Source organism: Actinoallomurus acanthiterrae (assembly GCF_054775715.1).
This window is the reverse complement of the sequence record NZ_BAAHCO010000001.1, coordinates 2,458,732-2,471,067: the sequence shown is the minus strand read 5'-3', so window position 1 is coordinate 2,471,067 and position 12,336 is coordinate 2,458,732. Positions and strand designations below refer to the sequence as shown.

Sequence of the window (12,336 nt, the reverse complement as noted above, 5' to 3'; positions counted from 1 at the left end):
CGGTTGTGTCAGATGCGGTGGTTTGGGCGGTTCTGTGCGGAGCACAGCAGCCACATGCCGACGGAACAGACCCCCGACGAGACGCTCCGTCATCGCTGGAAGGCGCTGGCGATCTGCCTGGTCGCCGCGTTCATGACGCTGCTGGACGTCAGCATCGTCAACGTCGCGCTGCCGTCCATCCGCTCCGGCCTGCACGCGTCGCCGGACGGGCTGCAGTGGATCCTCAGCGGATACGCCCTGACGTTCGGCCTGACGCTGGTGCCGGCCGGGCGGCTCGGCGACGCGCGCAGCCGCCGGGCGGTCTTCATGGCCGGCCTCATGGTCTTCACCCTGGCCAGTGTCGCCGCCGGCGTCGCCCAGAACATCGTCTGGCTGGTCGTCGCCCGGCTCGTGCAGGGCATGGCCGGAGGTCTGCTGAACCCGCAGATCGCGGGCCTGATCCAGGTGATGTTCCGCGGACCTGAGCGGGGCCGGGCGTTCGGGAGCCTCGGGGCGACGATCGGCATCGCCACCGCCGCCGGCCCGGTCATCGGCGGCGCGCTGATCGCGCTCGCCGGTCCGCAGGAGGGCTGGCGATGGGTGTTCTACGTCAACCTCCCGGTCGGGCTGATCGCGCTGCCGCTCGCCTGGCGGCTGCTGCCCGCGCCGAGCAGGACGCACCGCCCGCGGAGCCTGGACCCGGTCGGCGTCGTGCTCCTCGGGGTCGGCGTGGTGGCCATGTTGCTGCCCTTCGTCCAGGAGCAGCAGTGGCACGGGCATGTGAAGTGGCTGCTGGTGCCCGCCGCAGCCGTCATGCTGGCGATCTTCCTCGGCTGGGAGCGGCGGCACCGCGAGCCGATGATCGACCTGAGCCTGTTCCGCCGCCGCTCGTACGCGCTCGGCTCGGCGATCGCGCTGCTGTACTTCGCGGGCTTCACCGCGATCTTCTTCATCTTCACGCTCTATCTGCAGAACGGCCTGCACTACAGCGCGCTCCTGGCCGGCCTGTCGATCACGCCGTTCGCGGTCGGGTCTGGCGTCGCGGCGACCGTCGGCGGCCGGGTCGTCTCGCGGTTCGGCCGGCCGCTGGTGGCGGCGGGTCTCCTGATCGTCGCCGTGGGACTGGCGGCCGTTCTCCTGGCCGTCCACGCCGACCCGGGCCGGCACGTCGCCCTGGCCACCGCCGCGCCCTTCCTCCTGGCCGGGCTCGGCAGCGGCCTGGTGATCGCGCCCAACCAGACGATCACCCTGTCGGAGGTGCCGCCCGAGGGCGGCGGCAGCGCGGCGGGCGTGCTCCAGACGGGGCAGCGGATCGGCACCGCCGTCGGCATCGCGGCGGTGGGGGCGGTGTTCTTCGCCGCGGTGGCCGGCACGCGCGGCAACTGGGCGGAGGCCTTCCAGCGCGGTCTGCTCGTCATCCTCGCGTACGTGCTCGCCGCCCTGTGCGCCGCGGTCGCCGACCTGGTCATGGGCCGTCTGGAGACCCATTCGCGGCATGCGCGCCAGGCCCGGGACCGCCACCCGGTCACGGGCGGTTAACCGGGAAAGAGCCGGGGTAGGGCAGCGCGCATGGTGGAGATCACGCTCCGGGTGAACGGCACGGAACGCTCCGTGAGCGTCGACACCCGCGTCTCGCTGCTGGACCTGCTGCGTGAGCACCTCGGCCTGACCGGCTCCAAGAAGGGCTGCGATCACGGCCAGTGCGGCGCGTGCACCGTGCTGATCGACGGGCGGCGGGCCAACGCGTGCCTCGCGCTGGCCGTCGCGCAGGACGGCTCGGAGATCACGACGGTCGAGGGCCTGGCCGACGGGTCCGACCTGCACCCGCTCCAGGCCGCGTTCATCGCGCGCGACGCCTTCCAGTGCGGGTACTGCACCCCGGGCCAGCTCTGCTCCGCGACGGGGATGCTCGCCGAAGGGGGGCCGAGCGCGATCACCGGCGACATGGCCGCCGATCCCCCGCTCACGCGGGAGGAGATCCGCGAGCGCATGAGCGGCAACCTGTGCCGGTGCGGCGCGTACGTCAACATCGTGACCGCGATCGAGGATGTGGCCGGTTGAAGCCGTTCGAGTACACGCGGGCCCGCGACGCGGCCGAGGCGGTGGGCGCGTACCGGCCGGGCACCATGTACCTCGGGGGCGGCACCAACCTCGTCGACCTGATGCGGCTGGGCGTCGCCCGGCCTGATCGTCTCGTGGACGTGAGCCGCCTCCCGTACGACCGGATCGAGGAGGCCGACGGGGGCCTGCGGGTCGGCGCCGCGGTGCGCAACACCGATCTGGCCGTCCACCCCGTCGTCCGCGCGCGCTACCCGATGCTGGCGCGGTCCGTGCTGTCCGGGGCGTCCGGGCAGGTCCGCGCGATGGCGACGGTCGCCGGCAACCTGCTGCAGCGGACCCGCTGCTCGTACTTCCAGGACGTTTCCAAGCCGTGCAACAAGCGCGAGCCGGGGTCCGGCTGCCCGGCGATCGACGGCGATCACCACAACCTGGCGATCCTCGGGTACTCCGAGCACTGCGTGGCCACCCATCCCTCCGACATGGCGGTGGCGCTGGCCGCCCTGGACGCGCGCGTGCTCGTCACCGGCGCGGGCGGCGACCGCGCGATCCCGATGCCCGGCCTGCACCGGCTGCCGGGCGACCGGCCGGACCGCGACACGGTGCTGGAGCCCGGCGATCTGATCACGGCGGTGGAGCTGCCTCCGCCTCCTCCGGGCGCCTCCCGCTACCGGAAGGTCCGCGAGCGCGCGTCGTTCGCGTTCGCGCTGGTCTCCATAGCCGCAGTGCTCGACGTGGGGGAAGATGGAACGGTCCGCGACTGTCGGCTGGCGCTCGGCGGCGTGGCCCACGCGCCCTGGCGCGCGTACCGCGCCGAGGAGGCACTGCGCGGCGCTCCGGCCCGCGAGGAGGAGTTCGCGCGGGCCGCCGACGCCGAGCTCGACCAGGCGCGACCGCTGCCGCACAACGGCTACAAGGTGCCACTGGCCCGCAATCTGATCGTCCGCACGCTGCTGGAGCTGCTCCCATGAATCGCGTCGAGGGTCTGGACAAGGTGACCGGGCGGGCGACGTACGCCTACGAGCACAGCGTCCCGGGCGTCGCGTACGCCCACGCCGTCCCGTCGACGATCGCGCGCGGGCGGATCCGGTCGATCGACACGGCGGCGGTGCTGGCGGTCCCCGGCGTGCTCGCCGTCCTGTCCGGCGACGATCCCCCGGAGCTCGGTGAGGACGTCGACGATCCGGAGCTGCGGCTCTTCCAGGGCCTTACGGTCGCCTATCACGGGCAGATCGTCGCCGCGGTGGTCGCCGAGACGCTCGAGATCGCCCGCGACGCCGCCGGCGCCCTGCGGATCGAGTACGACGCCGAGCCGCACGACGTGCGGCTGCGCCCCGACCACCCCGGGCTGTACCGCCCGGAGACGGTCAACCCGGGGCTGCCGACCGACGTGGAGTACGGGGACATCGCCGCCGGGCTGGCGGACGCGGCGGTCACGGTGGACGCGACGTACACCACGCCGGTCCTGCACAACAACCCGATCGAGCCGCACGCCGCGCTCGCCGTCTGGGAGGAGGACGGCGGGCTGACGGTGTACGACTCGACCCAGGGGGCATCCGCGGACCGGGACGCGATCGCGGCGGTGCTCCGCCTGCCGCCCGAACGGGTGCGGGTGATCTCCCCGCACGTGGGCGGCGGGTTCGGGTGCAAGGGCACCACCCGGCCGCCCGCGATCCTCGCCGCCCTCGCCGCGCGGGCTGCGGGCCGGCCGGTCAAGGTCGCGGTGACGCGGCAGCAGATGTTCGACGTCACCGGGTACCGCACGCCGACGATCCAGCGGCTGCGGCTGGGCGCGGACGCCGCGGGACGGCTCACCGCCGTGGCCCACGACGTCGTCGAGCAGACCTCGACGGTACGGGAGTTCGCCGAGCAGGCCGCGGCGGTGACGCGGATGATGTACGCGACGCCCAACCTGCGGACCACGCACCGGCTGGTCCGGCTGGACGTGCCGACGCCGTCGTGGATGCGCGCGCCCGGCGAGTGCCCCGGCATGTTCGCCCTGGAATCGGCCATGGACGAGCTCGCCCACGCCGCCGGGATGGACCCCATCGAGCTGCGCGTCATCAACGACCCCGACACCGAGCCGGAGAGCGGGCTGCCGTTCAGCTCCCGCAACCTGATCGCCTGCCTGCGGGAGGGGGCCCACCGCTTCGGCTGGGATCCCCGCCACCGCGGTCTGGGCGGCCGCCGGGACGGCCGGTGGCTCGTCGGCACCGGCGTCGCAGCCTCGACGTACCCCGCCCGGCGCAGCGCCGCGAAGGCCGAGGCCACGGCCGAGGGGGACGATTTCGTGGTCCGGATCGCCGCCGCCGACATCGGCACCGGCTCCCGTACCGCGCTGACCCGGATCGCGGCGCAGACCCTCGGCGTCTCCCCCGACCGGGTGCGGGTCGAGGTCGGTGACAGCGCGCTGCCGAGGGCCCCGCTCGCGGGCGGCTCGATGGGCACCGCGTCCTGGGGTTCGGCCGTCGTGAAGGCGTGCGAGGGACTGCTGAAGGACGGCGAGCACGGCAGCGGCGACACCACCGATGACGTCGAAGCCGACTCAAAGCTCGCGCGCCACGCGTTCGGGGCGCAGTTCGCCGAGGTCCGCGTCGACGCGGACACGGGCGAGGTGCGCGTGTCGCGGCTGCTCGGCGTGTTCGCGGCCGGGCGGATCGTCGACCCGGTCCTCGCCCGCTCCCAGTTCATCGGCGGCATGACCATGGGCCTCGGCATGGCCCTCATGGAGGAGACCGTCGTCGACGAGCGGTTCGGTGACTTCCTCACCGACGACCTCGCCCAGTACCACGTCGCCGCCTGCGCCGACGTCCCCGACGTCGAGGCCGTCTGGATCGACGAGGACGATCCGCACCTCAACCCCATAGGCGCCAAGGGCATCGGGGAGATTGGCATCGTCGGCACCGCCGCCGCGATCGCCAACGCGGTCTTCCACGCCACGGGCCGGCGCGTACGCGACCTGCCCATCACCCCCGACAAGCTCCTTAAGGAGGAGTTCCGATGACCGAGCGTGACCTTCCGGACCGCGGACAGCCCGCGCCTCCGGGGGAGGTCGTCCACGCCGACCCGGTTCCGGACGAGAATCCGGGCATCGAGGAGCCCGAGGCCGACTTCATCGAGCAGCATCTGCGGGATGACGAAGACGAGGAGCCGTCCCCCGCCGAGGAGATCCCCTTCGACGCCAACGAGGCGGACGTCGTCGAACAGCGGACCACCACTCCGCGCCTCGACGAGGACTACCGCTGACCCCACGCGTTTCACACCGCCGCCTCGGGTAGGGGTGGCACGCCGGATCCGATCACGCCGGGGTCTCGCCTGGTGAGGAGGTCATGAGATGTCCGAAGGAGTGTACGGCGGCGGGGGGGCGGACCCGTTCGAGGAGTTCCTGGCCCGATTCTTCGGAGCGGGAATGCCGAAACGGCCAGCGAACCGCGTGAACATCGCGCGCTTCATGACCGAAGGCGCCCGCGAACTCGTGCGCGACGCCGCCGTCAAGGCGGCCGAATGGGGCAGCCCCGACCTGGACACCGATCACCTGCTGTGGGCCGCGACCCGCCAGGAGGTGACACGGCAGTTGCTGGCCCGCGCCGGCGCCGACCCGGAGGCGCTCGCCCGCCAGGTCGAACAGGAGGTGCGCCGCGGCCCGGCCCGTCAGACCTCCGCGCAGCTCACCCCCTCGGCCAAGCGCGCGCTGCTGGACGCCCACCAGGTCTCCCGCGCCGTGGCGTCCTCCTATATCGGCCCGGAGCACATCCTGTTCGCGCTCGCGGTCAACCCCGAGTCGCCGGCCGGGCGGCTGCTGCACGGCGCGCGGATCACGCCGGAGTCGCTGCAGTCGGCGGTGGGCGGCGGCACGCTGAGCGGTGGCTCCCTGAGCGGCGGCCCGCCCGGCGCCGCCGCCGCGCGTCCCCCGTCCGACACGCCGACGCTGGACGAGTTCGGGCGCGACCTCAGCGCGCTGGCCGCCGAGGGGAAGATCGACCCGGTCGTGGGCCGCGACGAGGAGATCGAGCAGACGATCGAGGTGCTGTCCCGGCGGACGAAGAACAACCCCGTCCTGATCGGCGACCCCGGGGTGGGCAAGACCGCCATCGTCGAGGGCATCGCGCAGCACATCGCCGACGGCGAGGTCCCCGAGACCGTCCGGGGGAAGCGGCTGATCCAGCTGGACCTGACCGGGCTGGTGGCCGGCACCCGCTACCGGGGCGACTTCGAGGAGCGGCTGAAGAAGGTCGTCGACGAGATCAGCTCGCACGGCGACGAGATCATCGTGTTCATCGACGAGATCCACACGATGGTGACGGCCGGTGGGGCCGAGGGCGGCATGAGCGCCGGGAACATGCTCAAACCCGCCCTGGCCCGCGGCGAGCTGCACGTCATCGGCGCGACGACCGTTGACGAGTACCGCAAGAACATCGAGAAGGACGCCGCGCTCGAACGCCGCTTCCAGCCGATCCTGGTGCCCGAGCCGAGCTCCGAGGACACCATCGGGATCCTCTGCGGGCTGCGAGATCGGTACGAGGCCCACCACCAGGTCCGGTTCACCGACGAGGCGCTGGTCGCGGCGGTCGACCTGTCGAGCCGCTACCTCACCGACCGGTTCCTGCCGGACAAGGCGATCGACCTGATCGACCAGGCCGGCGCCCGCGTGCGGCTGCGCACCAAGACGCCCGGCCGCGACGTACGACGGCTCGAGGAGGAGCTGGACCAGCGCCGTCGTGAGAAGGACCAGGCCGTCGCCGACGAGAAGTACGAGAAGGCCGCCGCGCTCCGTGACGAGATCGCCGAGCTCGAACGGCACGTCGCCACCTCGGCCGGTGGCGGGGGCACCGGCTCGGTGCCCGAGGTCACCCCCGAGGACATCGCCGAGGTCGTCTCGCGGATCACCGGGATCCCCGTCGCGCAGCTCACCGTGGAGGAGCGCGAGCGCCTCATCCGGCTGGAGGAGCACCTGCACCAGCGGGTGGTGGGCCAGGACGAGGCGGTCGTCGCGGTCGCCGAGGCGGTACGCCGGTCCCGCGCCGGGCTCGGCGACCCGAACCGGCCGATCGGCAGCTTCCTGTTCCTCGGGCCGACCGGCGTGGGCAAGACCGAACTGGCCCGCGCGCTGGCTGAGGCGCTGTTCGGCAGCCAGGACCGCATGGTGCGCTTCGACATGAGCGAGTTCCAGGAACGGCACACGGTCAGCCGCCTGATGGGCGCGCCTCCCGGCTACGTCGGGTACGAGGAGGCCGGCCAGCTCACCGAGGCCGTGCACCGCCGCCCGTACTCCGTCGTGCTGCTCGACGAGATCGAGAAGGCGCACCCGGACGTCTTCAACGTGCTGCTGCAGCTGCTCGACGACGGGCGGCTCACCGACGCGCAGGGCCGTACGGTCGACTTCCGCAACACCGTCATCATCATGACCAGCAACCTCGGTTCCGAGGTCATCGGCACCGGCGGGCTCGCCACCGGCTTCTCCGACGGCCGGGACGGAGAGGACGGGTCACTGCGCGACCGGGTCATGCGGCGGCTGCGGGATGCGTTCCGGCCGGAGTTCCTGAACCGCATCGACGAGATCATCGTCTTCCGCCGCCTCGACGCCGAGCAGCTGCGGCAGATCACCGACCTGCTGCTGGACGAGACCCGCCGCCGTCTGCGCGCCCAGGATCTGTCGATCGAGTTCACCAAGGAGGCGGTGGACTGGCTGGCGCGGCGCGGCTACCAGCCGGAGTTCGGGGCGCGGCCGTTGCGGCGCACGATCCAGCGGGAGGTCGACAACCGCCTGTCCAGCCTGCTGCTCGGCGGCCGGCTCAACCCGGGCGACGAAGTCCGGGTGACCGCCCACGACGACCGGATCGACTTCGAGATCACGAACACGCGGAGCGGACCGGCCGCCGACGCGAAATCCTGATTCGGGTCACGGCTGACGGGTTCCTCCAGAGAGGACCATCCTCGGAGAGGAACGCGCCTGGCCGAACCATCGCCGGCCACGTGGCGTGAACGGCGTACCGCACGCATGCGCCCTGCCCTGACCGGGGGGCGCCGCGTTCGGCCCGGTCACTCCGCCGGGCCGCAGGCGGCGGCCCGGTCGAGGAGCACTGTGCGCTCGCGATCATTGCGGGTCAGTGACGCCGCGCGCTCGAACTCGGCACGGGCCTCGTCGCGCCGGCCGAGCCGTTCCAGGAGATCACCGCGCACGCTCGGCAGCAGGTGGTACCCCTTCAACGCCGGCTCCCCGGTCAGCCCCTCGACGATCTCCAGGCCGCGGTCGGGGCCGTACGCCATCGCGACCGCGACGGCGCGGTTCAGCTCCACCACCGGGGACGGCGCGACCTTTCCCAGCGCCTCGTACAGGGTGGCGATGCGCGCCCAGTCCGTGTCCTCCGCCGTGTGCGCCTGGGCGTGGCAGGCGGCGATCGCGGCCTGCAGCACGTACGGGCCGAACCCCGAGCCGATCTCCTCCGCCCGCAGGAGCGCCGCGAAGCCACGGCGGATGAGCAGCCGGTCCCACCGCGCGCGGTCCTGATCCAGGAGCGGGATCGGCTCCCCGGACGGTCCGACCCGCGCGGTCAGGCGTGAGGCCTGGATCTCCATCAGGGCGACGAGGCCGTGGATCTCCGGCTCCTGCGGCATGAGCTCGGCCAGGACCCGGCCGAGCCGCAGGGCCTCCTGGCAGAGCGCGGGCCGCGTCCAGTCGTCGCCGGCCGTCGCGGAGTAGCCCTCGTTGAAGATCAGGTAGAGGACCTCCAGGACGGAGGACAGCCGAGCCGCCCGCTCGTCCTCCGGCGGCACCTCGAACGGGACCTTCTTCGCGGCGAGGGTCCGCTTCGCCCGGACGATCCGCTGGGCGACGGTCGCCTCGGGGACGAGGAACGCCCGGGCGATCTCGTCCGTCGTCAGCCCGCCCAGCAGCCGGAGCGTGAGCGCGACCCGCGCCTCCGTGGAGAGCACCGGATGGCAGGAGATGAACATCAGGCGCAGCAGATCGTCGCCCAGATCCTCCTCGAGTGCGGCCTCAAGCTCGGCGTCGGTCGGGTCGGGGCGCGTCTCGAGATCCCGGCCGATCTCCTGCTGCTTGAGCTCCAGCCGCTTGTCGCGGCGGATGCGGTCGATCGCCCGGTGCTTGGCGGTGGCCATGAGCCAGGCGCCGGGATTGTCCGGGACGCCGGACTCCGGCCACTGCTCGAGGGCGGCGACGAGAGCGTCCTGCGCGAGCTCCTCGGCCACACCGACGTCGCGCATCATGCGGGTGAGCCCGGCGATGATCCGCGCGGACTCCAGCCGCCAGATGGCGTCGATCGTCCGGTGCACCTCGGTTGCCGTCACTTGGCCGATCAGAGCACTGCCACCATCGCCGGCGCAACCCGGCCGCCGGCCCGCGCGTCGCCGCTGGGGCGAGGACTGGGCATGACCCCTGCCGAGATGAGCACGGCCCCGCACCCGTGTCGGGATGCGGGGCCGTGGCCCTCCCGGGGAACGCCTGTCCCTCTTTTCCTGTTAGGCCGGGCCGAACACCTCGCGGATCTCGCCCTCGCCGTCCCCGACGAGCTGCCAGAACCGCTTGGACAGCTCGATGGCCTCCTCCTTCGTACGGACCTCGATGAGGGCGAAGCCGACGACGGCCTCCTTCGCCTCGGTGAAAGGCCCGTCCGTGACGGTGATCTTGCCGCCCTCGGACTTGATGTAGGTGCCGTGCGGGTTGAGCCCGCCGGTCGCCAGCAGCACGCCCGCGCGGGTCATCTCGTCGATGAACGCGCCCATCTCGGCCATGAGCTTCTCGTCCGGCGGACCGCCCGCCGACTGCCCGTCGTCCTTGGTCATCAGCAGAAACCGCATCGTCGTTCTCCTTGCTGTTCGGGAGGCGGTCGCCGTACGGTCCGGCCGGCTCTTCCCCGCCTCTGCTCACGCGTCGAACAGACCCCGGCCGGATCGACACGCAAGTAGAACTTTTTTCTACCGACCTGTCCACGGCGGATGAAAGCGGGGCGGGCATGCCCCGAGATCCTCCTCAAAAAAAATCTTCGACCGGGTGTCGATTCGGGGATCCGCCGTTCGACGCGTGAGCAGAGGCCGGGAGAGACGCTCCGTGAACCCCGGCGAGGCGACCGCAGCCGGCGGCCGCGGCGCACCCGGTCTCGTCCGCGTTCCCGTACGCCTTCGAAAGGAAGAAGACGCCATGCTCGCCACCGACACCTTCGCCGCCCCCCGTACGACCGGAAAGCGCGCGGCGACCATCGCGCTGTGGACGATCCAGATCCTGCTGGCCGCGTTCCTGCTGATCGCCTCGGCCGCGCCGAAGTTCGCCGGGCAGCGGGACGCGGTCGAGACGTTCGCGAAGATCGGCTGGGGCCAGTGGTTCCGCTACGTCACCGGCACCGTCGAGGCCGCCGGCGCCATCGGCCTGCTCATCCCCCGCCTCGCCGCCTGGGCCGCGCTCGGCCTCATCGGTCTCATGATCGGCGCGGTCCTGACCCAGGTGCTCGTCCTCGAGCCCGCGTGGGCGTGGTTCCCGGCGGTGCTGGGCGTGGCGTTCGCCGTGATCGCCCGGGTACGGATGCCGCAGGCCGTTTCGCCGGCCGCCGTGTTCCGGCGCTGAGGCCGGGCTCTGGAGGACCGGTCGGACGTTCTGAGCGTCTGGCCGGTCCTTCGGCATTGACTGCTATCTCATCCCCGAGTGCGATCTGCCCTTGGCCCGCATGAGCCGGCGTTCCTCCTCGTCGGTCCCGCCCCAGATGCCGTGCCGCTGCGCGGTCTCCAGCGAGTAGTTCAGGCAGTCGGCGCGCACCGGGCACCGTTCGCAGACCGCACGCGCCTCGGCCACCTGGCCCGGGGTGGGATTGCCGATCGGGAAGAACAGCTCCGGGTCGGCCTTCTGGCATTCTGCGTGATTCATCCACGCGACGTCCAAGAGCATTGAGATGGTCCCAACGAGATTAGGGCTGGTCGGTATCCCGGCCGCTGCCTGACCGAGAACGCCCACCTTCCCGCCACACCTGCCCCTATGCACCCCTAAACGACAGGTAAGGCATCTATAACCGAACGGATAGGGCACTCGTCCAGCCTCGACCCGACCGCGGTCGGCGCACGCGGTCGGCCGCGAGCGCGGCCGGGCCACCGCGCTGCGCTTCCGGGGGCCGGGCCGTCGCGGGGCGCCTCCCAGGGCCGGGCCTGCGCTTGCGGCCGGCCGCGAGCGGCCCTGGCGCCGTGCCGCGCCTCCGGCGCAGAAGCCGCCGACCACGTCCGCCGCCGGGCAGGTCTCCGGTTCGGGCGGGGCCGGGACGGGGAGAACGCCGGAGGGGGCACGGGTGGCGGACCGCGATGACCAGGTACGACGGCCGGCGCGGTGGCCGGTACGGTCACGGCCGCGCGTGCGCTGGGCGGAACAGGAGCCGACGGTCGGCGACGCCGATCCGGCCGTGATCGCGGCGGCGCTGAAGCGGGCGCAGGCGCGGCCCGCCGGGAACTGGTTCGCGGTCGCCGCGAGCCGCGACATACGGGCCGACCGCCCGGCCGGGCTCCGTGTCCTCGGGCGGGAGCTGGTGCTCTGGCGGGGCGGGTCGGGCGCGGTGGCGGCCGGTCCGGGAGCGTGCCCGCACCTGGGAGCACCGCTGGCCGGCGCACGGGTGGTGTGCGGGGACCTGGTGTGCCGGTGGCACGGCCTGCGGCTGCCCCCGGAGGGCGGGCCGGGCTGGCGGCCACTGCCCTGCCACGACGACGGCGTCCTGGTCTGGGTCCGGCTCGACCAGGCGGGTGAGGTACCGCTGCCCTGGCCGGTCCTACCGGCCCGCCCGCGCCTGGAGCGCGGTGTCACCGCCGTGATCCGGGCGGTCGGGGTCTGCGAGCCCGAGGACGTGGTCGCCAACCGGCTCGACCCGTGGCACGGCGCCTGGTTCCACCCGTACTCCTTCGCCCGGCTGCGCGTGGTCCAGGCCCCGCGCGCCGACGCCGGGGACGACCGGTTCCTGGTGGAGGTGACGTACCGGGTGGGGCCGCGCCTGGGCGTGCCGGTGCTGGCGGAGTTCACCAGCCCGGATCTTCGGACGGTGGTGATGCGCATCGTCGACGGCGAGGGCGTCGGCAGCGTGGTGGAGACGCACGCCACCCCGCTGGGGCCCGGCCGCGACGGCCGCCCCCGTACCGCGGTGATCGAGGCGGCGATCGCCACTTCGGACCGTCCCGGGTTCGCGGTCGCGCGGCTGGCGTCCCCTGTGCTGCGCCCGATGATGCGGCGCGCGGCGAGGCGACTGTGGCGCGACGACCTCGCCTACGCCGAACGCCGGTACGCCCTACGCGCCGGGCCGTCCTGACGGGAACGAC

11 protein-coding genes are annotated in these 12,336 nt (G+C 72.9%); 8 read left to right on the top strand and 3 right to left on the bottom strand.

The annotated features are described in order from the left end of the window. The first annotated feature begins 54 nt into the window (after positions 1–54). The 6 genes from ACYVF7_RS12155 to ACYVF7_RS12130 all read left to right on the top strand — a co-directional run bounded on the left by ACYVF7_RS12155 (position 55) and on the right by ACYVF7_RS12130 (position 7,930). Positions 55–1,518, top strand: coding sequence for an MFS transporter (locus tag ACYVF7_RS12155; RefSeq protein ID WP_460338931.1), 1,464 nt, complete (start codon positions 55–57; stop codon positions 1,516–1,518). A gap of 30 nt (positions 1,519–1,548) precedes the next feature. Beyond that, on the top strand, positions 1,549–2,040 hold the full coding sequence (locus tag ACYVF7_RS12150) for a (2Fe-2S)-binding protein (RefSeq protein WP_460338929.1): 492 nt from the start codon (positions 1,549–1,551) through the stop codon (positions 2,038–2,040). Then, entirely contained in the window at positions 2,037–3,008 is a 972-nt protein-coding gene (locus ACYVF7_RS12145; RefSeq protein WP_460338927.1) for an FAD binding domain-containing protein, read from the top strand. The genes ACYVF7_RS12150 and ACYVF7_RS12145 overlap by 4 nt, the downstream gene beginning before the upstream one ends. Further along, a complete protein-coding gene (locus ACYVF7_RS12140) occupies positions 3,005–5,041 on the top strand; it encodes a xanthine dehydrogenase family protein molybdopterin-binding subunit (protein WP_460338926.1) in 2,037 nt (678 codons plus the stop codon). The genes ACYVF7_RS12145 and ACYVF7_RS12140 overlap by 4 nt, the downstream gene beginning before the upstream one ends. Continuing rightward, entirely contained in the window at positions 5,038–5,283 is a 246-nt protein-coding gene (locus tag ACYVF7_RS12135) for a hypothetical protein (RefSeq protein WP_460338924.1), read from the top strand. The genes ACYVF7_RS12140 and ACYVF7_RS12135 overlap by 4 nt, the downstream gene beginning before the upstream one ends. Before the next feature lie 88 nt (positions 5,284–5,371). Continuing rightward, positions 5,372–7,930: an ATP-dependent Clp protease ATP-binding subunit gene (locus ACYVF7_RS12130; RefSeq protein WP_460338922.1), complete on the top strand. Its 2,559-nt coding sequence runs from the start codon at positions 5,372–5,374 to the stop codon at positions 7,928–7,930. 146 nt (positions 7,931–8,076) lie between these two features. On the opposite strand, the gene ACYVF7_RS12125 is transcribed toward ACYVF7_RS12130, so the two are convergent. Both ACYVF7_RS12125 and ACYVF7_RS12120 read right to left on the bottom strand, forming a co-directional pair. After that, entirely contained in the window at positions 8,077–9,345 is a 1,269-nt protein-coding gene (locus ACYVF7_RS12125; RefSeq protein ID WP_460338920.1) for an RNA polymerase sigma factor, read from the bottom strand. Between the two features lie 171 nt (positions 9,346–9,516). Beyond that, entirely contained in the window at positions 9,517–9,855 is a 339-nt protein-coding gene (locus tag ACYVF7_RS12120; RefSeq protein WP_460338918.1) for a YciI family protein, read from the bottom strand. 250 nt (positions 9,856–10,105) lie between these two features. Between ACYVF7_RS12120 and ACYVF7_RS12115 the strand changes: the two genes are divergently transcribed. Then, positions 10,106–10,615: a DoxX family protein gene (locus tag ACYVF7_RS12115; protein ID WP_460338916.1), complete on the top strand. Its 510-nt coding sequence runs from the start codon at positions 10,106–10,108 to the stop codon at positions 10,613–10,615. A gap of 63 nt (positions 10,616–10,678) precedes the next feature. Here ACYVF7_RS12115 and ACYVF7_RS12110 read toward each other — a convergent pair whose 3' ends face one another. Further along, complete coding sequence (locus tag ACYVF7_RS12110; protein ID WP_460338914.1) at positions 10,679–10,912, bottom strand: WhiB family transcriptional regulator; 234 nt, start codon at positions 10,910–10,912, stop codon at positions 10,679–10,681. Positions 10,913–11,324: 412 nt separating this feature from the next. On the opposite strand from ACYVF7_RS12110, the gene ACYVF7_RS12105 reads away from it, so the two are divergent. Further along, complete coding sequence (locus ACYVF7_RS12105; protein ID WP_460338912.1) at positions 11,325–12,326, top strand: DUF5914 domain-containing protein; 1,002 nt, start codon at positions 11,325–11,327, stop codon at positions 12,324–12,326. The last annotated feature ends 10 nt before the right edge of the window (positions 12,327–12,336 follow it).